Below are 24,409 nucleotides of genomic sequence, written 5' to 3' on the forward strand. Positions count from 1 at the left end.
TGCCACTCACCCTTTTGCCATAAAAGCCATTATGATTAATATGAGAAAACCAATAATGCAAAAATTAGCCTCACTCTCATTGTCTAACAAATCGATGAAAACCACCTTATTGCCCGTTATGGCTATCAGTGCTGTATTCAGTCTTAGTGCTTGCCAGCAAACGCCAGATTATGATTATCTCAGCGGTGAGACCATGGGAACGAGCTACCATATCAGTTATCAGCTACCTGCGGATGCAGATGAAGCGGCCATCCAAGCGTCGATTGATAAGCGCTTGCAGCAAATCAATGACAGTATGTCTACCTATCAAGCAGACTCTACTATCTCTAAGTTCAACCAGTTAGGTAAAGACATCCCCCTCACTATCGATGCAGATTTTGCTCACGTGCTTGATGTGTCACGAATCGTCTATCAGCAATCTGGTGGCGCCTTTGATCCTACCGTCATGCCATTGGTAGAGACTTGGGGCTTTGGTAGCACCATGACCGTTGAGCGCTTGCAAAGTCCACCGACAGCACTTGAGATTGCTCAAGCAAAAGCCTTGGTAGATTTTGAGAGCATCATACAAAAAGAGCAGAGCATTTATAAAACCAAAGATGGCGTCGGGCTTGACTTCTCAGCAGTTGCTAAAGGTTATGGCGTCGATGTGATTGCCGATGTACTCAGAGATGACTATCAAATTCGCAACTACATGGTAGAGATAGGGGGTGAAATTGCAACCTCTGGGGTCAATAACCAACAGCAGCCGTGGCAAATTGCGATTGATGCGCCTATTGAGGACAGTACGGTCAGCGAGCGTCAGACAATATCAGCGATTCGTCAACCCATCAATACCGATAATCAGATGTATTTGGCAACTTCTGGCAACTATCGTAATTCCGTCATATTCGACGGTCAGCGCTACAGTCATACGATTGACCCAACCACTGGCAAGCCTATCGCGGGCGGCGCACCATCGGTAACCGTTGCAGCAGACTCAGTTGCCTTGGCTGATGCGTGGGCGACCGCTCTCACTGCGATGCCTTATAAAAAAGCCCTTGCAACAGCCAAAGCACAAGATATAGCTGCCTTGTTTGTTGTTTTAGCTGATGAGGCAAAGGCGACGGGTTCTGATAAGAATACTGACCAGTGGCAAGTGGTACAAACACCAGCGATGCAAGCATTACGCGCTGACAAACAGCCTTAGAACTTGGTCGTAATAGAACTTAGTCGCAATACTGTAAACGGCTCGATAACCATCAACGAGCCATACAAAAATTTGCTATACTGGTTTTGCTATACTATTAAGGCATTACCCTAGTAAATAGCCACACTATTTTTAAAAATCGAGGTTTCCTCTATGCTTAGTCAATTGCTTCCCATGCTTGCCATTACCTTTACCGTATTCGTCCTGTTCTTTATCTTTATGGGTATCGGTTATATGGTCAAAAAGCAGCCGCTTAGAGGATCTTGTGGCGGCGTTGCTAAACTAATGGGTGATGAAAATTGCTCGTTTTGTGGAAATGACCCCAATAAGTGTGATTCAATCGTGGCAGAACAGCAAGAAAATGCCCTTAAAGCCGCTCAGCTAGGCAGACCTGTATAAACTAAATTGTATAAATACCGCGTTTGTTACCATACGCTGGTAGTATTTACCTAACATCTGTTCTTATAATAGCGTCTAGTCCTTTGCAAGGGACTGGCGCTATTTTTAGTTGTGCCAGCCGCGACGTATCTAGTTAGCATCGCTTCAAGATATTTTGGATATAAATACGACACGTGCAAGGCCTGTTAATAATAGTAGACTAAATAAATCTAATACCGTATTCAGTTGATAGGCGATTGAAGATAAGCGCGCTTTCAAAATGGTTACTCATATATCTTGTATTCTGCAAGTAATCTCTAGTTCTAATTTACGATTCTAATTAATGATTTTAGTCACCGTCTAGGTGCGTTTTCTTTGGTGTTATTTACAAGCGACGATGCTTCGGCGCTGTTTAATGACGTGTCCTTTTTCTTATTCTAATAGTCGTGCTGCTATGTCTACCTCTGCTGATTTGCCACCTGATGTGCCATTACAGTCTCATTCAGATACGCCGTCACCGTTTGAGCTGCCCTCCTCACGCTTCACTTTTTGGCTCATCTTATGTGCCATGATCTTGCTCGCCACCAATATGCGTGCGCCTATTGTTGCTCTTGGCTCTATTGCCCCTGTCGTACAAGATGCACTCAATATCTCTGAGACGCAGATTGGTTGGCTAGGAGCAGTGCCCATGCTGACTTTTGCAGTGGGCGCACTGATCGCGCCAGCCATTGGTAAGCGTTTTGGGCTTGAGAATACGCTCATTGCGATGATTGCGTTATTAACCACTGGTATGATGATTCGTACCGTTATTCCCACTTGGTCTGGGTTTTTGATTGGTACGTTATTGTTGACCTTGGCTATCGGTTTTGCGAATACCTTAGCTGCCCCTGTTATTAAACAGCGTACGCCCCAGCATATTCCACTCATAACAGGGCTATTTAGTCTAACGATGACGGTAACGGCAGGCATCGTCGCTGGAGTTGTACTGCCATTATCTGAGCAAGTGGGCTGGCAATGGGCACTGGGTGGGTGGTCGCTATTGGGCATTTTTGCGATCATTATTTGGATATTTTTGCGGTTGCGTCTGGGTTCGTCTAGTCATCAAGCAATTGTGCCACCTACCTCTGGATCTTCTGACATCTCCATGTGGCGTACGCCTTTTGCTTGGCAAATTGCGGTATTTATGGGGCTGCAATCACTATTATTTTATACCGTTGCCAGTTTCTTACCCTCTATTTGGGTCAGCAAAGGGCTATCTGCAGTGCAAGCAGGACAAATGGCTTCAGTGTTTCAGTTTATGGCGCCAGTCTCTATTTTGAGCCTGACGTGGCTGATCAATCGTGGCCGCCCTATTCAGGCGCTGGCGGTGTTTGCAGCGGTGCTGAATGTTATTGGTATTTTAGGAATCAATTATTTATCTACCGACCTCGCGTGGTTGTGGTCAGGTCTGATGGGCATTGGCTGCTCCGCTATTTTCACCTTGAGCATGATGCTGTTCTCCTTACGTACTTATACGACCAACCAATCTAGTGAGCTGTCGGGTATGGCGCAATTCGTCGGTTATTTGATTGCATTTTTTGGTCCCTTAGGGACAGGTTGGCTACATGAAGCGACTGGCAGCTGGGATTTACCGCTATTCATTATGCTCATTTTGATGGTTATCAACGTCGTCATTGCTTGGGTAGTGAGTCGTCCAGTGATGGTCGATGGCAAAAAGCTGTAATATCAAAAACTACAGTAACCTTAGGATAATATTGGTGTCTGTCTTATTTTGCTACACTGGTTTGATTGCTTATAGGACAGAATAATCATGATGAATTTATCCATTCGTTTCGCTCGACACTTACCAACATTGGCTGTTTTAACAACCGTAATGGCGCTCGGTGGTTGCCAAAAACCATCTGAACCTAGCACCGATAATGGCATTCAAAACAGTACTCAAACTGCCGAACCTCAAACGGCAAAATCTGAGCAACCGGCAAAATCCACTGCACAGCAAGCGCCATTAACGATCTTGGCATTGGGCGACTCTCTAACAGAAGGTCTTGGGGTGGACAAAGATGACAACTATCCTGCTCAGTTAGAAGATCGTCTGCAAGCAATGGGTTACGACAATGCCAAAGTTATCAATTCAGGATTGAGCGGTGAAACCAGCACGGGATTGGTCAATCGCTTAGACTGGGTATTGCAAACTAAGCCTGATGTGACGATTTTGACCATTGGTGCTAACGATGCCATACGCGGTATCGATGTGGCGACAGTTGAAGCCAATATTCGTACCGCGGTCAAACGTCTACAGGATAATGGCAGTATCGTCATTTTGGGCGGCATGCAGATCTATGACAACCTTGGCTCTGAGTATGTGAAGTCATTTGCAGCGATATATCCTCGCGTCGCCAAAGACATGAACGTGACGCTGATTCCTTTCTTCTTGGATGGTGTGGGCGGTGATCCTGCGCTCAATCAAGCCGATGCCATTCATCCAACCAAAGAAGGTTATACGATTATCGTCAATGACAATATCTTGCCTATTCTAGAGCCCAAGTTAAAAGAGCTAAGAACAGCTGATGCAGACAACACAACTGAAAATGCTAAAGATGAGACGACAAAAAATACGACAAATGAGACTACTTAACGAGACACTGTAATGACATCATCACCTTCGATTGCCGCGTCAATGCCACAAGCAAACTTTAAAACAGAAGCCCTACTGACTGCTAATAAACTCAACAAAACCGTACAAGTCGGCGAGCAAACCCTATCAATCATTAAAGATGTAGATATCTATGTCAATGCTGGCGAGTTTGTGGTTATCATGGGCAAATCAGGCTCAGGTAAATCCACCTTGTTAGGTTTACTCGCGGCGCTAGATTACCCAGACAGCGGTACGGTGTCGCTAGCAGGTCAAATGCTCAGCAGTCTTGACGAAGATGCGCTGGCGATCATTCGTCAACACGACATGGGTTTTGTCTTTCAGTCGTTTCATCTACTACCGACACTGACTGTCGCAGAAAACATTGCCTTTCCACTTGATATTGCGAGGCGTGCCAATCCAGCGCGAGTAGACGAGCTGATAGAGGCGGTTGATTTGGGTCATCGTCGTCATAGTTTACCCAACCAGCTATCAGGTGGTGAGCAGCAGCGTACAGCGGTGGCACGAGCGCTGGTATCGCACCCCAAAATTGTGTTTGCGGATGAGCCAACGGGCAATCTGGATGAGCAAAATGCCGATCAAGTCATGCAGCTGCTATTGGACTTACGTCAACAGGTTGGCTCGGCGCTGGTGGTGGTGACTCATGACCCTGCACTTGCCAAAATGGCAGATCGTGTCATCACCATGCATGATGGTCGAATTGTACCTACATGAATAACTGGATTGTATCTTAATGAATCGTAAGCCCACAGACAATAAACCACCAGCTGATACAAAAAAGACTGATACCCGTATGCGTCAAGAGTCCAGCTATCCTAGCGGTATCCTCAATCAATTATTTACCCGTATCCTAGGTTTTCAAACACTTGGCTCTCAAGCACTAAGCCGTAGCTGGTGGCAACGCTGGGTGTATCCGGTATTGTTTCTACTGACGTTGACCTTGTCACTTGCAACCTACCTAACCCTCGATTCTGTGCAGCAGTCTGTCGATCGCTATATCAATGACAATCAGCGCGCGCTCGTTGGTGGGGATTTGATTTTAAACAGCAAGCAAGACTGGCCAAGTGAAGTATTGACGCAGGTAGAAACCATCCCCGATACGCAGACCGTGTATGACTATCAGTTTAGCGCCATGCTGGTCAATGATGAACAAACTTTGCTTGCCAGCATTAAAGCGGTCTCGCCGTCTTATCCCTTGTACGGTACAGCGGAGCTTGCCTCAGGACAGCCGCTGTGGGAGCAGCTAACCTCTGACAGTGTCATCGTCGCGCCAGAAGTGCTCAGTAGTCTACAGGCCAATGTCGGTGACCGTATCACCATTGGCGATGCGCAGTTCACAATAAGTGATGTACTGACCAAAGAACCTGATCGCCCGCTGACCACATTTGGGTTTGGTGGGCGTGTCTTAATGCATCAAGACTCACTCCCGTCAACCAATCTATTGGGTCAACGTAGCCGCATAAACTATCGTATTGAGATGGCAGGCGACCCAGAGCTGATAACCACGCAGCGTGAACAGCTTACAGATATCCTGACCAATTACCCTGATATCGAGCTCTCTGATGCCGAATCAGCAGATACTTCGGTCTCGCGTATTTCTGACAATGTACTGATGTTTTTAAAATTACTGGTCATCGCGGTGTTGCTACTCTCTGCGGTTGCCATGTACGGTGTCATTAGCGCGTTTGTCACCAAGCAGCAGTCTAATAATGCCATTCACTTGGCGTTAGGCGAGCCGCTTGGGTCACTCAAGCGCAGCTACTATCAGCTGCTCATCGTCACCACTGCTATTGCTTGTGTCGCCGCGATTATACTGAGTCTAGGTTTGCTTAAAATCGGTCAGCCATATTTGGTTGCTATCTTGCCTGCCGATGTCGGCTTAGCCATCAATCCAATCAGTGCCATCAAAACCATTATGATTGCCTTAGCCCTGACGTTGCTGATTGCGCAGCGTGGTTTGAGCGCGCTTAACACGACTAAACCCGCTACCCTACTCAATCAAGGGGCGAGCACCCAGACACAAAACCTGCCTTGGTATCGACGCGTGCCGCTACTGTGGTATGGCTTGGTGCTGGCAGGGTTGTATGCCTTCTTTGCTTATGAAGTTGGCTCACTGTCATTAGGCGCACAGTTATTGGGCGGCTTGATCGGCTTCGTGGCTATATTTTGGCTACTGGCTCGTGGGTGGCTATGGCTACTTGCCAAATTGGCGAGTAACACCAAGGTCAGTTGGATGCAACGTATTGCCATTCATAACCTTGCACGTAAAGGCAATCAATCCGCATTGTTCTTTGTCACCTTATCGCTATCGGTCGCAGTGCTGACGCTTATCACCACGCTCAATCACAGTATCAATGCGCAGTTTATCAATGCTTATCCTGAAGATGCGCCTAATCTGTTTTTGCTCGATGTGCAGAGCGATCAACATGACAATATTGATGCGATCATTGAAGCACCTGTCACCTACTATCCGGTCATTCGTGCCCGTGTGGAGACGGCCAATGATGTACCGGCAAAAGATATCGAGCCTGAGGATGGGTTTGATGACCCTACGCGGGTATTTAACTTAAGCTACGCAGATACGGTCATGGAGACCGAATATATCACTGAATCACTCATGGATGACGCGCTATACACCCCTATCGATGCGACAGATGAACAAATCAAACCCTTATCCATCTTAGACACTGCCGCCAGTATGCTCAATGTCGGTATGGGCGATCAGATTCGCTTTAACATTCAAGGGATCGAAATCGTCGGGCAAATTACCAGTATTCGCACGCGCTATGAGCGTGGCCCAAGCCCGTATTTCTATTTCTTATTTGAGCCGTCTGTGCTATCGGCTGCACCGCAGATTCAGTTTGCTACCGCCCACGTATCAGAGAATGCCATTCCAGAGCTGCAAGGCAAACTGGTACGCGAGTTCCCTGCTGTCACCACGATCGATGGCACTGCTATTGCGAAGCAAATCCAAGAGCTAGTGGTACAAATGAGCCGCTTGGTCTATGTGTTCACCTTGCTTGCCCTGCTCACTGGCGTCATGGTGCTGATCAGCTCGCTACTGTCTACTTCGCAAGATCGTATGAAAGAGAGTGCGTCCTTCCGATTACTGGGGATGCAAAAGCGTGACTTGTATATGCTCAATATCTTAGAGCTAGGTGTACTTGGTATTAGCGCAGCGACCTTTGCCGTGATTATCGCCACTGGTGGTGCTTGGCTGGCTGTTACTCAGTGGTTTAATCTACAGTTTAGTGTGCCGTGGACGAGCTTGGCAATTGGCGGCGCGGCGTTAGTCGTCTTGCTATTTGCCATTGCCATTATTTATGTGAGACTGGTGATTGGGCGCGGGATTATGGCGAGAGTTAGGGCGATGGTTTAGGGTGAGGCTAAAGCTACGCAGTTAAAGAGAGATTATGTTGGCGGTGAAATTTATTGTTACTTGTGTAATCTATAACTAAATTCTTGATCTCTCTAAGTACTTTCCAAATAATAGTCTTTATCTCTTGATACTCATTATATGATATACCTTCGAAATGGCTTCCATGAGCGAAATTATTTCTTAATTGAAGTAACCTATTAATTTTGGCAAAATCTCTATCGTCAATATTTTCTGTATCAAACCCTAATCTGAAAAATATTTTTTTGAGTACATCTGGTTTCAGATTAGACTCAGTATCAACTATATTATCAACATTCAACTTCAAAGAGGTAGTTAAAATTTGTTCTAGATTTTCAAAAAACTCTACCCTACGTCCTAATTCTTTGAACATAGGTTCATATTCCTTTGGGAAAAAAGGATTTTTCTTATCAAGGTTTTTTAATGCACCAAATTCCGAATGCAAACTACTTGCGATCAAAGGGAACGATACACTTTTACAGCTAAGATTACAGCTATTTAATGCATTTACATAAACAGTAAACATTAATTTAGCATGTCCTTCAAAATGTGCGTAAAGAAATAAAACTAGGGGTTTAGTTTCAATTGTTTTCTCTTGTATATCTATATTTGCATCTGACGAGATACGGTTTTCGAAATGTCTTAACTCGTCCTCTCGCCAAGCTAAATCCTCTTCTATTTCAGTTAACACTTCGTTTAAATTAATCATTTTTAAACTCTATGTTAGATAATTTATTACTAGCAAATGCAATACGCTGGTCTAATGCATTTTTAGTGTTTTTACCGCCGCCAGTAGTCATTGAAATAAAATCTGGGTCTAGCTTTATTTCTGTTATTACTTCTCTAACAAGCCTGATATGCTCATTATTATCAGTATCAATCACATCAATTAATGGAATGAGAGCCTGAGGAAAAACCTCATAATGATAACTTCTAAAGTTATTTTGCAAACCATCTTGAGCTTTATTATTCGAAGAGAATGCTTGCTCTCCCATAGATAAACTTAAAATCTTAAAAACTTTTCTAAATACTATTTCTTCTTCGTTATAATTGAAAGTGACATGATTTTCCTCTTCTTTAGGTAAGGCCACACTTTCCATGTAATCGTCTAAAAAATCACCTATATTCTTTACATAGTTGTCGCTATTATTTTTAAATGCAAAAAACTTTAAAATTAGTTCTTCTGTATAAGCATTTCTTGATTTTAAATCCGACACATTATCTGTTACACTTTTAAAAGATTGTTCGCTAGATAATTTTTTTAGAAAATCTGGAAAAGCCGTATCTAAAATTCTAATTGTGCAATTTCTAACTTCCTGCTCTTCTAAAATTTCTCCTCCTGTATTTAATCTTTTAAACATATGGTAACGAAACATTGGATCGCTATCTTTTTTTATAATCTGCATTCTTATAAAGCTACGTTTAACTCTTATTTGTAAAGAACTAGGTAGATCATCGAATGTTATTCCGTCCAATTCACTTATTATATCGCAATCTGTGAGTTCTAATTTATCACCAAATCCAATATCAAGATGCTCAGCATTTCGTAATGTTCCGCGAAAGTGTAAATAACTAGATATACGCTGAAGACCATCAATTAGATCGTACTGCTTTTCAGCGGTCTCAGTAACATATATAGGAGGTATGGGCATTTCAAGTATGAGAGACTCTATGAAGCGTGATTGTTTTGCATTAGACCATCTAAATAAACGTTGAAAATCTGGGTTAATTGTTAGTTCACCACTTTCATACATATCTGCAAGTTCATTAAATGACAAATCATACTGTGAGGTATGGATACCTCTAAGATTAGATTCAATTATTTTTACTAAATCATTGCTCATAACTTTCCTTATTTCTTAAAATGCAATACCGATTCGTATATAGGCTTTATACTTCTATAGTTTAGTGACTTACTATTAATATTGGAAAGCGAACGAGCTTTAAAATCAACTCTCTCTTCTAATTTCAAACCTATATTAGTCGCCATTTCTGCAATAAACAAAGGTAAGTCATTATGAAGGTCTTTATAGTAAGAGTCCTGAACTACAAGTATCGCATCACCATCAGCTTTCAACACTCTATTTATTTCTTTAATTGATTTTTCCATACTAGCAAAATACTGAATATGGTTTTTTAAATAGTAAGATTTAGAAGCAACAGAAGCATGCTCTGACATTTGCTTTAAAAAATGATGGCAGGACTCGCCCCAGCCAAAACTCATATCATGGCTTGAGTCATCAATAGCTGTAGTTCCTATCATTTCTTTTCTAAGCTTCTTAAAGTACGTGCTTTCAAAACCTAAAACAGCCAACTCAGGCTTAGTAAGAACAGCATAGTCTATCCTAGTACAATAAGGAGGAGATGTAACTATTAAATCTACCTTACTAGAGTCTATTGAAATATTTTGAGAGTCGCACACTCTAACTTCAGTCGTAGGATTATGTTGTATGTCTTTATATTGGCTCACTAAAAGAACTTGCCTTCCAACTACATCACTAAATAAATCTAATAGATCGCTTTTCTTGAGATTTATTTTTTTATCACTACTTTTTGGGGTTTTGATCCATGAAGGGTTTGATGTTGGATAAGTCTGCTTTATCAAAGATTTTGTAATTTTGAAAAGTACTATATAAAAGAAACTAGCTATATCTGAAAGTTTAGTGATGTCGATAGTAAGTTCTTCTCTCAGTTTTTCATCAACTAAGAGTTTATATATTGAATAGTCCAATATACGTAGGTTTTTTACGCTTTCATCATCAAACCACTGGAGTAAAGGATCAGTCTCGCTGTAAAAATCAGCTACTCTTTTCCTCTTAACTTTGCTAATAATTTCTGAACAGATTGGTTTTATAGATAGTGAATAGTTACCAATTATCAAATTAGCTTTAGCAACAGTTGCCATTGCTGGGTTTATGTCTAAACCTATAGACGAGATGCCCAATCCTTGAGCCACTCTATTAGTTAAACCTGTACCTGTCCATGGATCCAAAATTAGCATATTATCTTTTTTAAACATTTGGATTGAAACGTCAACGAAATCATATGAAAAGCCAGCGTAATAAGGGTACAGCGCTGTACCATTAGTTTGCTCTTTTTTATTCAACTTAGGAGATGGGAGGCTGAGCATTATTTTATTCATAGTGTAAGAAAATGTATGTGCTCCAGTATAGCAAGCGTAGAGTGGGTTAGCGATAGCGTAAACCCATCAAATTGTATTATAGATTATTAAATACGATAGTAGAGCTTAACTTATTCGGTGGGTTACGCCTCGCCTTCATTCTCTACGAGAATTTGACAAGTCTAGCGCCACCCTACGCCAAAATTTACTCTTAGCAAAATTTCAAATATTTATCACCATATAAACCATTATCAAACCCACTCTTTGCCCACTAAACACACTCCTCATTTGCTATACTAGCCTAACTTTTATCAAAAAAATAACACCTTATAAAACCCTCCAAAACAGCATGGTAGCCTTATGAAATTCTCAAAGTTCGGTCAAAAATTTACCCAACCCACTGGCATCTCACAATTGATGGACGATTTGGGCGATGCGCTAAAAAGCGATCAGCCAGTCAACATGCTGGGCGGTGGTAACCCTGCCAAAATTGATGCCGTCAATGAGTTGTTTTTGGAGACGTACAAAGCGCTTGGCAATGACAATGATGCAGGAGAAGCCAATAGTAGCGCGATTATTAGCATGGCGAATTACTCTAATCCGCAAGGGGATGCTGCCTTTATCGATGCACTGGTTGGCTTCTTTAACCGTCATTATGACTGGAACCTCACCTCAGAAAATATCGCCCTGACCAATGGCTCACAGAATGCGTTTTTCTACTTGTTTAATCTGTTTGGCGGTGCATTCAGTGATAATAAGCTTGATGAGAAGAACGAATCTATCGACAAATCCATTCTACTGCCATTGACCCCTGAGTATATCGGCTATAGCGACGTGCATGTCGAAGGTCAGCATTTCGCAGCGGTATTGCCACATATCGATGAAGTGACTCATGATGGTGAGGAAGGCTTCTTTAAATATCGTGTGGATTTTGACGCGTTAGAGAACTTGCCAGCGCTAAAGGAAGGTCGTATCGGCGCGATTTGCTGCTCACGCCCGACCAACCCGACTGGCAACGTGCTGACTGATGAAGAAATGGCGCATTTGGCCGAGATTGCCAAACGTTATGACATACCGCTTATCATCGATAATGCCTACGGTATGCCCTTCCCGAATATCATCTATTCAGACGCGCATTTGACGTGGGATAACAATACGATTCTGTGCTTTAGCCTGTCTAAAATTGGCCTGCCTGGTATGCGTACGGGTATTATCGTGGCCGATGCTGAAGTGATCGAAGCAGTCAGCGCGATGAATGCGGTGGTGAATTTAGCACCGACACGCTTTGGTGCAGCGATTGCCACGCCATTGGTAAAAGATGACCGTATCAAGCAGTTAGCTGATAATGAGATTAAGCCGTTTTATCAAAAGCAGGCGACCCTTGCCGTGAAGCTGTTAAAAGAAGCATTGGGCGATTATCCGTTGATGATTCATAAGCCTGAAGGCGCGATATTCTTATGGTTATGGTTTAAAGATTTGCCGATTACCACGGTTGAGCTGTACGAGATTTTAAAAGAAAAAGGCACGCTCATTGTACCAAGTCAGTATTTCTTCCCCGGTGTCGATGTCAGCGATTATCAGCATGCACATGAGTGTATTCGTATGAGTATCGCCGCTGATGAGCAGACGCTGAAGGATGGTATTAAAGCGATTGGTGAAGTCGTACGTGAGCTTTATGATGAAGCCAAAAAATAAGATTAGCGGAGTCAAACTCGTTTAGCCTACCATACCTAGTACTTACACGAGTTTTTCTTGCTACTCTAATTTTTGTGAATAGCACCATCATAAACTCGAATAGCAAAACAAAAAAACGGACTGATTAATAGTCCGTTTTTTTATGGCGCTTGGTCAATGATTTAGGCTTATTGATGGTCGCCTGAAAGAGTGTCGTCCACTTATTCAGCGCATAGAGCACGTAAGGCAGCAGGCACGTATTGATCAAATCGCGGAGGCTTGCGACCAGCTGTTCGTGGCTTAAGCCAGCCATGCCTGATGCTTCAATCGTATTTCGATTATCTAAATACTCGCCCAATAAAGCAATGCCCGTCACGACGACTAAAGCCATGAATGATCTGATGCTTTGCTTTTTAATGATAGGACGCAGCACAAGCAGACACAAAAGATAGATGCCGACGCCGACATAGATATGTAAGGCATCTTTGGCAAGTCCAGATACTTCAATAATATTGATTTTAAAAGCGGTAAAATCCACTAGAGTATTCCAAATATAAGCAAGTAGAAAACGACTGAGAGTATCACTAAATCATGATGGCTAAACTATAATAGCTAAAGAGTGGCAGCTACAAAGTGATGGCTGAGCATAAAAAAGGCAGATTATACAATTGATAATCCACCTTCTACTAAATTAAATATTCAATTCACATTTATCGTCTATTTACACATTCCAATCTACGAAATTTTTCAACAACTGCAAGCCAGCAGTATGACTTTTTTCTGGGTGGAACTGAGTCGCAAATAAATTATCTTGGATGACACTGGCACAAAACGGTTGACCATAGTCACATATCGCCGCCACTTGTGCGCTATCAGTAGGCTCGCAGTAGTAACTATGCACAAAGTAAAAATGCGCGTTGTCCTCAATACCCTGCCACAGCGGATGGTCAAAATCCATACCGCTAATGGTGTTCCAGCCCATGTGTGGCACTTTGATGGTAGCGCCCTGCTTGTCTTTCCACGTAGGGTCAAACGCTTCTACAGTGCCGTTTAAGATACCCAAACAGTCTGTACCACCATTTTCAGCGGACTGCTCAAACAATGCCTGCATGCCCACACAAATAGCCATAACAGGCTTATTAAACACCGCATGGCGTATGACGTCATCAATCCCTGCTTCATGCATGCCAGCGATACAGTCACGCATCGCACCGACACCGGGGAAGACAATCTTGTCTGCCGCAGCGACGACTTTTGGGTCGTTAGTGATAGAAACGTCTGCCCCTACCACTGACAAAGCTTTACTGGCAGAGTGTAAATTACCCATACCATAATCTAGTAGCGCTACTTTGGTTACTTTAGCCATTAAAACGCCTCTTTAGTCGATGGCAGAGTATTGAGTGCACGCTCATCATACTCACAAGCCATACGTAACGCACGAGCAAACGCTTTAAAGGTAGATTCAATTTGATGATGGCTGTTTTTACCTTTTAAATTGTCTAAATGCACCGTCATCCAAGAGTGGTTCACAAAACCATAAAAGAATTCACTAAACAGGTCAACATCGAAATTACCCACATGCGAACGGGTAAAGGGAATGTCCATGTGTAAACCCGGACGTCCTGATAGATCGACGACAGCACGAGTCAACGCTTCATCGAGCGGCGCATAAAAGTGCCCATAACGACGAATGCCTTTTTTGTCACCCAATGCCTTGTTAAATGCTTGTCCAAGGGTAATACCAGTGTCTTCAACGCTATGATGGTCATCGATAAAAGTATCACCGTTGCATTTAATCTCTAAGTCAAACAAACCGTGACGTTTGATTTGATCAATCATATGATCCAAAAACGGCACGCCAGTATCCACCGTGCCTTTACCTGTGCCATCAAGGTTTACGGTACAAGTGATTTGCGTCTCAGCTGTATTACGTTCGACAGTCGCGATACGCTCAGGGCGACCATGTAAATTTAGGTTTTTTGGTGTATTTTGCTCAGGTGTATCAGCAGTCGTCATTGCATTGGCTGTCATGGCTACTCTCTATCAGTTTTTTATCAGTGAAAAGCGGTCAATAAATAAGGCAAAACATGTTTAAATAATTTACTAGTGTCTGGATCAGCGCTAGCAAAAAATGTATTAGAAAATGATATATACAAAAGATATCAAGGTATTAGGGCGTGTCCTCATTTTAAAAATGGCGATAAAAATGAGATAAATTGTAGTCAAACAAGGAAAATAGCGCAGATAATATCGAGATATTAGTCAGCTATTTGACGCCGTTTGGCAAGATTTAGCCATTTTTAACACATTTAGATAACTATCGATTGAATTGAGGACACGCCCTAGGGTTGGTACGTACTAAATATCATCTAGCCTCATCATAGCAAACCCTAACATTTACTGCCACGACCAAGCGGTAAACCACGCACAAAATTACCTCATTCTGCTAAAATAGTGTGTTCAGTATTATTAATCATGATTTGCACTGACTTTTAGATATCATATTCTACAGCCTACTTTCTATGACTTTTGCCGTGTTATAACTTTGTGCTGTGTCATACTGCTACTTTATACGATAGAAACCCTCTGTTTATAGGAACTGCCATGCCTTTAGAAGCGATCGCCATCAATAGCTTGGATGCCCCACTTATCAAAAAACCTGCGCGCGACAATGAGCTAGCAGAGCGCTTGCAGGCATTGTACGATAGTGATGACGCGCAGCCTGATGGTCTCGAGGTGCTCAATATCGTTGAGCAAGGGTTTAAGCGTGGGCAATATCTATATGTCGGTATGTTCAATGACAAGCCTATCGCTGCGGTTGCTTGTTTTGATGATGGTCAGACCGATGCTAAGCGCCTGCAATATTTAACGGTACATCCACAAAATCGCGGTCGCGCGATCGATGCTAAGTTTATTAAACTGGTTTATGATGCCGAGGTAAAAAAAGGCGTCCGTGAGTTTGTCCCTGTCGATGCGGATATTCATCATATTATGAGCGAGTATGATTTACTGCGTGTTAAAGACTAAATCTAGAGAAAAAACAGTTAATTTTGCCAATATTTGATTATTTATCTTCTATTATGCAAAAACCACTTGACAGCGACGTCTATATTTAGTTTAATAGCGCCTCAACGAAGACGGCTCGATAGCTCAGTCGGTAGAGCAACGGATTGAAAATCCGTGTGTCGGCAGTTCGAACCTGCCTCGAGCCACCATTCGTTTAAGAATTCTAAAAAGCCCCGAATAGCAATATTCGGGGCTTTTTTTATGCTTATATCCCGTTCTGAAATAAGTCTAATAGCTTATGACAAACGTCTTCTTAATAACACCTCGCAACGTTCACGCGAGTCTAAGTCATAAACCGTCGCGCGGTAATCGATACCATGGCGTCCTTCAAAAAATATCACTCTGTCGCCCACTGCTAAAAAGCAAGACGTGCGCGCATCATAAATGAAACCATCAATCACGAACGCTAAATCACGATCTATCTCACGTACCGTGTAAGTTTCTCCTTGCGGAATCAATCGCTCAAACCATGCGCTATGGGCAACATTGGTGCTTAATACGCTGATGAGCAGCAGCACCGAAATCATACATATACTTTTTAACGACATCGTAAAAGTCGAGCCAGCTAGACTGATGCTATTGATGATGTTTTTATTAACTGTCATAACTTTAACCTACTCAGACCTGCTCAATGATTAACTCTATTCGCCATGCTTCTCATGCTAAACGCTTACTGTCACGGTTGCATAACATTTTTGTGCTGTTTTTTAGACAGCGGCGCTCAGTATACTCGATAGTATTGATAATGATAAATTTGACAGATGACGAATACTAATAGGGAAAATCGATGAGAGCGTTCGATTACGATTTGGATTATAAAAACCTAGATTTGCGCGCGCAGCCTGAGCTGTATCGGGTCGGTCGCGGCGAGCAAGGCGTATTATTGGTAGAGCCGTATAAGTCTGAAATCCTGCCACACTGGCGCTTTGCTACCCCTGATATTGCGCTTGAGAGCAGCGAGACAATTTATCAGATGTTTTTAGATTATCTGGCGGCCGATGACTTTGTCGGTGCAGATATGGCGCGCAAATTTATTCAAATGGGCTATACCCGCGCCCGTCGTTACGCCAATCACAAAGGCGGCAAAAAATATAAAGGGCCAGTGCCCGATGATAAAAAAGGTCAAAGCGGCGCACATGGTCGCGAAGAGTTGCCACGACAAATCGAAGACCCAGTCAAAGCAGAGTCAGCGCGCATATTTAAACAAAAATGGGACGAGTGTCGTGAGAACGAAGATTATTTAAGAATGAAAGCTGAGCATCGCGAACGTTATAAAGAGGTTGAATAAGCATAAAATATATCAATAAAATATTACCCCCAGCCTGAAAAGATAGAAACATTTATAATGACAGACTGTTAAATAATTGAATTCATGATTTGCTGTGCTAAGGTAATGAGGGCTTGGAGCTAATACTCCAAAAAAGTATCAAATTGCTAGCATGGGTAAATAATAATGACTGTAGATATTAAGCAACTTTTGATTTTTGATTTTGATGGCACGCTCATTGATAGTGTGCCAGATTTGGCTGATGCGACTAATGCGATGTTAACCACTCTGGGCAAAGAGACTTACCCTATCGAGACCATACGAAACTGGATAGGCAACGGCTCAAGATTGCTGGTAGAGCGCGCACTAGTAGGTAAGGTAGACGTGTTAGAAGGCGAGTTGACGGGCGAGGAAGCCAATCACGCAGAGCACCTGTTTTTTGAGGCTTACAAAAACCTCAGTGGTAGCAAAACCGTTGCTTACCCAGATGTCGATAGCGGACTAAAAAAGCTAAAAGCGGCAGGATTTACGCTGGCGCTAGTGACCAATAAGCCGATTCGTTTTGTACCGAAAATATTGCAATCCTTTGGCTGGCAGGACTTATTCAGTGAAGTATTAGGCGGTGATAGTCTCTCAACTAAAAAGCCTGATCCAGCACCGCTATTGCATGTCTGTAAAGCGTTGAACGTCACTCCAGAAAAAGCTGTGATGATTGGCGATTCTAGAAACGATATCTTAGCCGGACAAAACGCCAATATGGATACTTTCGGGCTGTCTTATGGCTACAACTACGGACAAGATATCCGTGAGCTAAACCCGACCGAAGCCTTTGATGATTTTGCGGCATTAGTAGAATATATTTTCAAAAATTATAAGATAGACAGCTAAAGTTTGAACATTAGAATGATTCATTTAAGCCATTCTTTGAAATCATTATTTGCTCCGATAACTGAGCGCCTCAGACACATGAGCGCTTGTAATATCGATACTGTCAGCCAAATCAGCAATGGTACGCGCCACTCGCAATACTCGATGATAACCGCGTGCCGATAAATTCAGACGCTGCTGAGCGAGCTGTAATAGTTGCTGTTCACCCTCTCCGAGTTGGATATATTTATCAATCTCGCTAGGGCTAAGCTCATTATTGACCTTTTGTTGCCGCTGCATCTGACGTTTATGTGCGGCAATGACTCGAACGCGCACTTGTTCGGAGGTTTCGCCAGCTTGAGCATTTTGCAAGTCGGCAATTGGCAGCGCAGGTACAGTGATATGCAAATCAATGCGATCAAGCAGTGGACCTGATAGTTTGTCTTGGTAACGTTTAATCTGTTCAGGTCGGCAGCGACAACGCCCTGAGGTATCGCCATCATAGCCGCATGGACATGGATTCATGGCAGCGACCAATTGGAAATTTGCTGGAAAAGTCATCTGCGAGTTGGCACGGCTAATGGTGATTTGCTTGGCTTCTAATGGCTGACGCAATACCTCAAGCACACTCCGATCAAACTCTGGCAATTCGTCAAGGAATAATACGCCCTTATTGGCAAGGGTAATTTCACCCGGTTTAGGTCGTGAGCCACCACCCACCAAAGCCACGGCTGATATAGTGTGATGAACTTGCCTAAATGGTCTTGTCCCATAATCGTAATCGCTGTCTGCCACTGAATAAGTACTGGCAACTTCTAACGCATCCTCAGCACTCAAATCCGGCAATATGGTCGGTAGCCGTGACGCCATTAACGTCTTGCCTGAGCCGGGTGGCCCTGTAAATAACAGCGAATGACCACCAGCAGCGGCAATCTCTAGCGCGCGCCGTGCATGATGCTGTCCTTTGACATCGGCCAAATCCACTTGATAGCCAACATGCTGCTGTGCTGGACTGGGTTGTACAACGTCCAAAGATTCATAGGCTGCGCTTGGATTCGCTAACGACTGTAAGTGGTCACAAACTGTCTTTAAGCTTTGCGCGGCTAGTATCGTCACGCCATCCACACGGCTAGCCTCAGCACCATTATCAATCGGTACGATAAGCTGCGGTGTTTGTGGTTTTGGCTGCGGTTCGCTCAGCTCCTGTTCAGTGATATTTGCCACCTGCAATACTTTGGACGCCAGCGCCTCAGCTTTGATCGCTCGTGCCACCGCTAAGCTGCCTGTCACTTGCCGTAAATTCCCATTGAGCGCTAACTCCCCGATAAACTCAAACCCTGATAATACTTCTGGATCCAATTGATCACTGGCTGCCAAGATTCCGATGGCAATCGGTAAATCAAGACGTGCACCATCTTTAGGCAAATCAGCGGGGGCTAAATTGATAGTAAGACGACGATTAGGAAATTGAAAGCCAGAGTTCAGAATCGCAGAGCGTACACGGTCTTTACTCTCACGTACCGCCGCCTCCGGCAAACCGACGATGGTCAATGCTGGCAACCCTTGTGACAGATGCACTTCAATAATGACCTTGGGCGCATGCAGTCCGACGACTGAACGAGTATAGACTTGGGCAAACGACATCAGCATTTTCCTAATATAGGGAATAATTGATAATAGAGCATTATGTATCAGTGCGCAAATGTCGTGTTTTCTTGTCTCATTTTATTTACTAGCATAGTTATCAACAGTTGTTATATGATAAACGGATGCTCTTTCGCTCAGTCTTATTCGGCTATGCTGCTCCAAAGATTATCCAAAAATTCTCACGCCTGTTAACCATGTTATTAACGTATTGGATAATTTTAATCGTGCTACAAAGCATTAAAGATTAGCAAGAGTATTGGCAATAAAAGGATTTTATTGATCATATAAAGTTTACTGGCGGCTTTTTGCTGCAGATTTATATAATACCTACTACCATGGACGGATAAGCTTATGAGCATAAAGATGCATAATCGGCGTGTGCCCACACTCACGCTACTGACAGTAGCAGTCTCTTTAGGACTATTCGGCTGCTCAGACAGCGACAATAGTTTCAATGACGATGATGTCATACCCCCTTCCACTAATTATGAAGCCGATATTCAGCGCACTGAGTTCGGTATACCGCACATCACCGCAAAGGATTACAAAGGCCTTGGTTATGGCGTCGGTTATGCATTCGCAGAAGATAATTTCTGCTCACTAGCGCGTGAAGTTGTAGTCGCTAGCGGTCAGAGTATGCTGTATCTAGGCGCTGACGGTAATTTGGCTAGCGATGCTTTTTATACGTGGTACAACACTGACAAGCGAAAAGCTGAATTTTTAGCAGCTCAAGACCCTGAAGTCATTGATGCTGTGACAGGTTATGCTGCAGGCTATAGCCGTTATTTACGTGACAAAGGCGTGGCTAATATCGATCCTGCTTGTGCCAATGCTGAATGGGTACGAGAGATTACGCTCGATGATTTATTGACGGTCTACGGTAAAGCCAATCTACGTGGTGGCTTATCTAATTTCGTCGGTCCCATTGTAGCAGCGGCACCGCCCTCTATTTCTGGCGTTCAGGGTAGCTCAAGAATGCGTAGTGTTCCAGTCGCAAACCCTGTCGTAGAGTCAGCACCTGCATTCAATATGGATACGATTAATGCGATGAGTGGCGGTAGTAATGCCTATGCCTTTGGTAAGGAGGTGACCGGTACTAGTAGCGGGGTCATGTATGGCAATCCGCATGAGCCATGGGATGGCGTCCAACGCTTCTATCAATTTCACTTAACGATGCCAGGTGAGCTGGATGTGATGGGCGCGGCTCAACAAGGTCAGCCTTTCCCTAACATCGGTTTTAATAAAGACGTGGCTTGGAGCCATACCGTATCCACTGCCAAACGTTTTACGCTTTATCAGCTTAGCCTAGTTGATGGAGATCCTCTCAAATACAATTATACTAATAGCTCTGGTGTGACTGAGCAGCGTGATATCGAAACCGTTCCTGTCACTATTCAGCTACCAAATAATCAGACGCAGGTTCACAATATTTATGTCTCACAATATGGACCTATGTTAGCGGTCAATTTACTCAATGGTCAATTACCAGCATGGGGCGCTAATAATCTAGCTTATACTATCCGTGACGCCGCCTCTGAAAACCCAAGAGCACTCAATCAGTGGCGTAGTATGAATAAGGCTACGAGCGTTGAGGACTTAGTCGATAGAATGCAAAGCGTCCTTGGTCTTGGGTTTGTTAATACTATTGCTACCGACCGTAATGGTAAGGCACTCTATGCTGACATCTCAACTGTACCAAATGTGACCAAAGCTAAGCTTGAAGCTTGTAGTAGTGCTGCATCTGGTCCCTTCCTTGGTGCGTTAATTGCCTCTGACTTGCCAGCACTGAATGGTAGTACCGCTGCCTGTGAATGGGGAGTTGATACAGACTCACCGCAAGCAGGTATTTTTGGGCGCTCAAACTTACCTTTCTTGATCCGCGATGATTATGTTGCTAACTCAAATGATAGCTATTGGTTAAGCAATTTAGAGCAACCACTGACTGGATTTTCACCACTCCTACGTCGTCGTTTAGCCCCCTTCTTAGGTGCTAGTCCAGCAGATGGTGTTCCATTGCTTATGCGCTCACGTATGGGACTGGTTCAAATACAAGATCGATTCAGTAATAAAGATAACTTGGGCGGTACTAACTTCAATTTAAACAATATGCAAGAAGTCGTCTATGGTAACCGCAGTTATGTCGCTGAGTTGGTACTCGACGACGTACTAGCAGATTGTCGAGCGAATGCTAGCATGCCTTTGACGGGTGGCTCTACTATTGATGCAACCAATGCTTGTAATATCTTGAGTAATTGGGATCGTCGTAATAATTTAGATAGTAAAGGCGCTCATGTCTTTAGAGAGTTTTGGCGTAATGTGGACTTTAATGAAACGACGGATACGATATTCAGTGTTAAATTTGATGCAAAAGACCCAGTCAATACGCCTCGTGGTTTAATTATTAGTGCGGATACACGTACTGCTTTAGGAGATTCCATTAAGTTCTTCCAAGATAAAAACATCGCTCTTGATGCGCCTTTATCTGACTTGCAGTATATCGTTGATGCTAGTAAAAACGATGAGCGTATTGCTATGCATGGTGGCTTTGGTCGTGAAGGTGTATTCAATGTTGCAGAAACGAGAGGCACAAGCGCTAATGATGGTGCAAACTACCTCATTAATTTTGGTCCGACATATATGCAAAGCGTTACCTTTGATAGCGCTGGCCCTGTAGCAGAAGCCTTATTAGGTTACTCGCAAGCTTCTGATACTACTCGACCGTTCCATCGTGACCAGAGTGGTCGCTACTCAGCTAAAGAATGGATTCGCTTACCCTTCAATGCTAATGACGTTAGCAAGCAAGCCGTTGGCAATAAAATCCAGCTAAAAGAATAAGTTTGACGTAACTTAAATTAATGATAACTTAAATTAATGATAACTTAAATTAGTGATAACTTAAATTAGTGATAACTTAAATTAGTGATAGCTTAAATTAGTGATAGCTTAAATTAGTGATAGCTTAAATTAGTGATAGCTTAAATTAGTGATAGCTTAAATTAGTGATAGCTTAAATTAGTGATAGCTTAAATTAGTGATAGCTTAAATTAGTGATAAAAAGACCTCAGATATATGCTGAGGTCTTTTTACTTTATGGAAGCAGCCTGTTTGAATATCGTCGATGCATCATGATACTAGTACTTAGCCAGCTAACCGCAAGAGGGGTATGAGTATAATTGCCAAAACCAAATGGACTTATCATAGACAGTTTGTATATAAGAAAACTCGCCGACCACCCCACTACAAACAAGGATTTGTTATACTAGTGCTTATTGATGGCTATAAATTTAGCAGCATATAGCGCTGTGAAAATTATTATTGATAACAGACTTATTATGGTTATTAACCATCTATCAAACACCTACTGGCTTTTAAATATTTGGTCGTTAGAGATGTAAGAACAGTAATACTCAAGGTCAAAACGAGGAGTACCGCATGACAGAACATTCAGAATCAAATACTCAGCAACCTTACAATCGTGCAGGAGAGCAACCGACCACGACACGCCCTGTTATGCAATCAGAAAGTCCTTATGCCAGTACGCGTGGCAGTATGATGAGTAAGCAGCTACCTGCCTTTGATGAAGCTATTATTAATAAATACAATCGTTCAGGTCCACGTTATACCTCCTATCCGACCGCTTTAGAGTTCTCACCCATCTCCGATGGTCTTGAGGCAAAGATCCTTCAGAACCGTGAAGCTCGTGCACCACTGTCTTTATATTTTCATATTCCTTTTTGTCGTCACCTCTGCTATTACTGCGCTTGCAATAAAATTATCACCAAGAAAAATAGCGACTCAGGCGATTATTTACAGTATTTAATCGCTGAGATTAAGCACAAACGCCGCCTGCTATCTGTCCCAGAAGGTAGTAGCAAACCCCTCGTTAAACAGCTGCATTTGGGTGGGGGTACGCCAACATTTTTGCGTGATGAAGAAATGGTTCAACTGTGGGAGTTTTTACAGACCCAGTTTGAGTTCTTACCTGAAGACAAAGGCGATTACTCTATTGAAATTGACCCACGTGAGCTGAGTGGCGAGACATTGAAAGTATTGCGCAACCTTGGCTTTAACCGTGTCAGTTTAGGCGTACAAGACCTCGATGAAACGGTCCAAATCGCCGTCAATCGTGTACATTCAGCAGAGCTCATTGAAAATGTGTTAAATAAGGCGCGTGACTTAGGTTTTCACTCTATCAATATCGACCTAATTTATGGTTTGCCGCATCAAACACCCGCAACCTTGGATAAAACGGTACGCCGTATCATCGAGATGTCGCCGGATCGCTTGTCAGTATTTAATTATGCACACTTGCCAGAACGTTTTAAGGCCCAGCGCCAGATTAAAGAAGCCGATTTGCCAGATCCAGCGGCCAAGCTTACGATGCTTGGCAATACCATCAATACCCTGACCGAAGCTGGCTATCAATATATCGGTATTGATCACTTCGCCAAGCCTGATGATGAATTAGCCGTGGCGCAGCGTGAGGGCAAACTGCATCGTAACTTTCAAGGTTATACCATCATGGGCGATTGTGATTTATTGGGCTTCGGCGTCTCCTCTATCAGTCAAATTGCCAATGCCAATACCCGCTATATTTTGCAAAATGATACAGATTTATCAGTTTATCAAGCGAGCATCGATGCTGCACAAAGTAACTCGGCTGCCATGCCTGCGGTAAAAGTTATCAAAACATCCATCAAAGATCGCTTGCGTGAATATGTGATTATGAATCTACTCTGTCACGACTATATCGATTTTAAAGACGTCAATCAAAAATTTGGTATCGATGCCATCACTTACTTTATCAATGAGATTCAACAACTTGGCGCCATGCAAGAAGACAAGCTCATCGATATGGACGCGGCTGGTATTCGCGTACTACCAAAAGGTCGCTTATTAGGTCGTAACGTCGCCATGGTATTTGATGAATATCTTGAGAAAAAACATAAGAATCGTTTCTCAAAAGTTATTTGATTGAGTTGTTCCATAAATTAAAAGCAGTCATAAAAAAGACCTCACTTGAGGTCTTTTTTTATGGTGTTTAATAAAGCTGATGATTGACGAAAAATACCTCTATGGCGTGTCCTCATTTCAAAAATGGTGATAAAAATGAGATAAATTGCAGTCAAACGAGGAAAATAGCGCAGATAATA

20 protein-coding genes and 1 tRNA gene are annotated in these 24,409 nt (G+C 43.0%); 13 read left to right on the forward strand and 8 right to left on the reverse strand.

Annotated elements, in window-relative coordinates; genetic code table 11:
• Nucleotides 1-55 precede the first annotated feature (55 nt).
• From AK822_RS14085 to AK822_RS14110, 6 genes are all read left to right on the forward strand, one after another.
• Entirely contained in the window at nt 56-1,186 is a 1,131-nt protein-coding gene (locus AK822_RS14085; protein ID WP_228139036.1) for an FAD:protein FMN transferase, read from the forward strand.
• A 153-nt stretch (nt 1,187-1,339) separates the two neighbouring features.
• On the forward strand, nt 1,340-1,585 hold the full coding sequence (gene nqrM / locus AK822_RS14090; protein WP_060492070.1) for a (Na+)-NQR maturation NqrM: 246 nt from the start codon (nt 1,340-1,342) through the stop codon (nt 1,583-1,585).
• 433 nt (nt 1,586-2,018) lie between these two features.
• Nucleotides 2,019-3,287, forward strand: a complete 1,269-nt coding sequence (locus tag AK822_RS14095) for an MFS transporter (RefSeq protein ID WP_228139037.1) — start codon at nt 2,019-2,021, stop codon at nt 3,285-3,287.
• Nucleotides 3,288-3,374: 87 nt separating this feature from the next.
• On the forward strand, nt 3,375-4,199 hold the full coding sequence (locus AK822_RS14100; protein WP_060492072.1) for an arylesterase: 825 nt from the start codon (nt 3,375-3,377) through the stop codon (nt 4,197-4,199).
• Nucleotides 4,200-4,211: 12 nt separating this feature from the next.
• Complete coding sequence (locus AK822_RS14105; protein ID WP_205628054.1) at nt 4,212-4,931, forward strand: ABC transporter ATP-binding protein; 720 nt, start codon at nt 4,212-4,214, stop codon at nt 4,929-4,931.
• A 19-nt stretch (nt 4,932-4,950) separates the two neighbouring features.
• Nucleotides 4,951-7,596, forward strand: a complete 2,646-nt coding sequence (locus AK822_RS14110) for an ABC transporter permease (RefSeq protein ID WP_060492073.1) — start codon at nt 4,951-4,953, stop codon at nt 7,594-7,596.
• Between the two features lie 13 nt (nt 7,597-7,609).
• Here AK822_RS14110 and AK822_RS14115 read toward each other — a convergent pair whose 3' ends face one another.
• From AK822_RS14115 to AK822_RS14125, 3 genes are read right to left on the reverse strand one after another with little or no spacing between them, the layout of a single operon-like run.
• Nucleotides 7,610-8,323, reverse strand: a complete 714-nt coding sequence (locus AK822_RS14115; RefSeq protein WP_060492074.1) for an MAE_28990/MAE_18760 family HEPN-like nuclease — start codon at nt 8,321-8,323, stop codon at nt 7,610-7,612.
• A complete protein-coding gene (locus tag AK822_RS14120; RefSeq protein WP_060492075.1) occupies nt 8,316-9,458 on the reverse strand; it encodes a DUF262 domain-containing protein in 1,143 nt (380 codons plus the stop codon). The genes AK822_RS14115 and AK822_RS14120 overlap by 8 nt, the downstream gene beginning before the upstream one ends.
• Before the next feature lie 8 nt (nt 9,459-9,466).
• Nucleotides 9,467-10,744: a DNA methyltransferase gene (locus AK822_RS14125; protein ID WP_060492076.1), complete on the reverse strand. Its 1,278-nt coding sequence runs from the start codon at nt 10,742-10,744 to the stop codon at nt 9,467-9,469.
• A 351-nt stretch (nt 10,745-11,095) separates the two neighbouring features.
• On the opposite strand from AK822_RS14125, the gene AK822_RS14130 reads away from it, so the two are divergent.
• Nucleotides 11,096-12,430, forward strand: a complete 1,335-nt coding sequence (locus AK822_RS14130; protein ID WP_060492077.1) for a valine--pyruvate transaminase — start codon at nt 11,096-11,098, stop codon at nt 12,428-12,430.
• Between the two features lie 124 nt (nt 12,431-12,554).
• Here AK822_RS14130 and AK822_RS14135 read toward each other — a convergent pair whose 3' ends face one another.
• From AK822_RS14135 to hisB, 3 genes are all read right to left on the reverse strand, one after another.
• Nucleotides 12,555-12,947 carry a hypothetical protein gene (locus tag AK822_RS14135; RefSeq protein WP_060492078.1) on the reverse strand — a complete coding sequence of 131 codons (393 nt, stop codon included), beginning with the start codon at nt 12,945-12,947 and terminating at the stop codon, nt 12,555-12,557.
• A 183-nt stretch (nt 12,948-13,130) separates the two neighbouring features.
• The gene (gene hisH / locus AK822_RS14140) at nt 13,131-13,775 is read right to left on the reverse strand and encodes an imidazole glycerol phosphate synthase subunit HisH (protein ID WP_060492079.1); all 645 of its coding nucleotides are present in this window, start codon (nt 13,773-13,775) and stop codon (nt 13,131-13,133) included.
• Nucleotides 13,775-14,440, reverse strand: a complete 666-nt coding sequence (hisB, locus tag AK822_RS14145; RefSeq protein ID WP_060492080.1) for an imidazoleglycerol-phosphate dehydratase HisB — start codon at nt 14,438-14,440, stop codon at nt 13,775-13,777. The genes hisH and hisB overlap by 1 nt, the downstream gene beginning before the upstream one ends.
• A 573-nt stretch (nt 14,441-15,013) precedes the next feature.
• Between hisB and AK822_RS14150 the strand changes: the two genes are divergently transcribed.
• Together AK822_RS14150 and AK822_RS14155 are read left to right on the forward strand one after the other, a co-directional pair.
• The gene (locus AK822_RS14150; RefSeq protein ID WP_060492081.1) at nt 15,014-15,436 is read left to right on the forward strand and encodes a hypothetical protein; all 423 of its coding nucleotides are present in this window, start codon (nt 15,014-15,016) and stop codon (nt 15,434-15,436) included.
• Between the two features lie 112 nt (nt 15,437-15,548).
• Nucleotides 15,549-15,624, forward strand: a tRNA-Phe gene (locus tag AK822_RS14155).
• A gap of 87 nt (nt 15,625-15,711) precedes the next feature.
• Here AK822_RS14155 and AK822_RS14160 read toward each other — a convergent pair.
• Nucleotides 15,712-16,080, reverse strand: coding sequence for a hypothetical protein (locus AK822_RS14160; RefSeq protein WP_060492082.1), 369 nt, complete (start codon nt 16,078-16,080; stop codon nt 15,712-15,714).
• Nucleotides 16,081-16,262: 182 nt separating this feature from the next.
• Here AK822_RS14160 and AK822_RS14165 point away from each other — a divergent pair, with 182 nt between their 5' ends.
• Nucleotides 16,263-16,763 carry a DUF4385 domain-containing protein gene (locus AK822_RS14165; RefSeq protein ID WP_060492083.1) on the forward strand — a complete coding sequence of 167 codons (501 nt, stop codon included), beginning with the start codon at nt 16,263-16,265 and terminating at the stop codon, nt 16,761-16,763.
• 165 nt (nt 16,764-16,928) lie between these two features.
• On the forward strand, nt 16,929-17,630 hold the full coding sequence (locus AK822_RS14170; protein ID WP_060492084.1) for a phosphoglycolate phosphatase: 702 nt from the start codon (nt 16,929-16,931) through the stop codon (nt 17,628-17,630).
• Nucleotides 17,631-17,675: 45 nt separating this feature from the next.
• Here the strand turns inward: AK822_RS14170 and AK822_RS14175 are convergent, their stop codons facing one another.
• A complete protein-coding gene (locus AK822_RS14175) occupies nt 17,676-19,253 on the reverse strand; it encodes a YifB family Mg chelatase-like AAA ATPase (RefSeq protein ID WP_060492085.1) in 1,578 nt (525 codons plus the stop codon).
• 354 nt (nt 19,254-19,607) lie between these two features.
• Between AK822_RS14175 and AK822_RS14180 the strand changes: the two genes are divergently transcribed.
• On the forward strand, nt 19,608-22,091 hold the full coding sequence (locus tag AK822_RS14180) for a penicillin acylase family protein (protein ID WP_060492086.1): 2,484 nt from the start codon (nt 19,608-19,610) through the stop codon (nt 22,089-22,091).
• A 597-nt stretch (nt 22,092-22,688) separates the two neighbouring features.
• Nucleotides 22,689-24,230, forward strand: coding sequence for an oxygen-independent coproporphyrinogen III oxidase (gene hemN, locus AK822_RS14185; protein ID WP_060492087.1), 1,542 nt, complete (start codon nt 22,689-22,691; stop codon nt 24,228-24,230).
• Nucleotides 24,231-24,409 lie beyond the last annotated feature (179 nt).

This window comes from Psychrobacter sp. P11F6 (genome assembly GCF_001435295.1).
Lineage (GTDB): Bacteria > Pseudomonadota > Gammaproteobacteria > Pseudomonadales > Moraxellaceae > Psychrobacter.

Excerpts from the sequence above, each read along its gene's own strand:
- hisH (WP_060492079.1), bottom strand. The coding sequence starts at position 13,775 with ATGGCTAAAGTAACCAAAGTAGCGCTACTAGATTATGGTATGGGTAAT.
- AK822_RS14115 (WP_060492074.1), bottom strand. The coding sequence starts at position 8,323 with ATGATTAATTTAAACGAAGTGTTAACTGAAATAGAAGAGGATTTAGCT.
- AK822_RS14130 (WP_060492077.1), top strand. The coding sequence starts at position 11,096 with ATGAAATTCTCAAAGTTCGGTCAAAAATTTACCCAACCCACTGGCATC.
- AK822_RS14100 (WP_060492072.1), top strand. The coding sequence starts at position 3,375 with ATGATGAATTTATCCATTCGTTTCGCTCGACACTTACCAACATTGGCT.
- hisB (WP_060492080.1), bottom strand. The coding sequence starts at position 14,440 with ATGACAGCCAATGCAATGACGACTGCTGATACACCTGAGCAAAATACA.
- AK822_RS14150 (WP_060492081.1), top strand. The coding sequence starts at position 15,014 with ATGCCTTTAGAAGCGATCGCCATCAATAGCTTGGATGCCCCACTTATC.
- AK822_RS14165 (WP_060492083.1), top strand. The coding sequence starts at position 16,263 with ATGAGAGCGTTCGATTACGATTTGGATTATAAAAACCTAGATTTGCGC.
- nqrM (WP_060492070.1), top strand. The coding sequence starts at position 1,340 with ATGCTTAGTCAATTGCTTCCCATGCTTGCCATTACCTTTACCGTATTC.
- AK822_RS14085 (WP_228139036.1), top strand. The coding sequence starts at position 56 with ATGCAAAAATTAGCCTCACTCTCATTGTCTAACAAATCGATGAAAACC.
- AK822_RS14180 (WP_060492086.1), top strand. The coding sequence starts at position 19,608 with ATGAGCATAAAGATGCATAATCGGCGTGTGCCCACACTCACGCTACTG.
- AK822_RS14170 (WP_060492084.1), top strand. The coding sequence starts at position 16,929 with ATGACTGTAGATATTAAGCAACTTTTGATTTTTGATTTTGATGGCACG.
- AK822_RS14160 (WP_060492082.1), bottom strand. The coding sequence starts at position 16,080 with ATGACAGTTAATAAAAACATCATCAATAGCATCAGTCTAGCTGGCTCG.
- AK822_RS14105 (WP_205628054.1), top strand. The coding sequence starts at position 4,212 with ATGACATCATCACCTTCGATTGCCGCGTCAATGCCACAAGCAAACTTT.
- hemN (WP_060492087.1), top strand. The coding sequence starts at position 22,689 with ATGACAGAACATTCAGAATCAAATACTCAGCAACCTTACAATCGTGCA.
- AK822_RS14110 (WP_060492073.1), top strand. The coding sequence starts at position 4,951 with ATGAATCGTAAGCCCACAGACAATAAACCACCAGCTGATACAAAAAAG.
- AK822_RS14175 (WP_060492085.1), bottom strand. The coding sequence starts at position 19,253 with ATGTCGTTTGCCCAAGTCTATACTCGTTCAGTCGTCGGACTGCATGCG.
- AK822_RS14125 (WP_060492076.1), bottom strand. The coding sequence starts at position 10,744 with ATGCTCAGCCTCCCATCTCCTAAGTTGAATAAAAAAGAGCAAACTAAT.
- AK822_RS14120 (WP_060492075.1), bottom strand. The coding sequence starts at position 9,458 with ATGAGCAATGATTTAGTAAAAATAATTGAATCTAATCTTAGAGGTATC.
- AK822_RS14095 (WP_228139037.1), top strand. The coding sequence starts at position 2,019 with ATGTCTACCTCTGCTGATTTGCCACCTGATGTGCCATTACAGTCTCAT.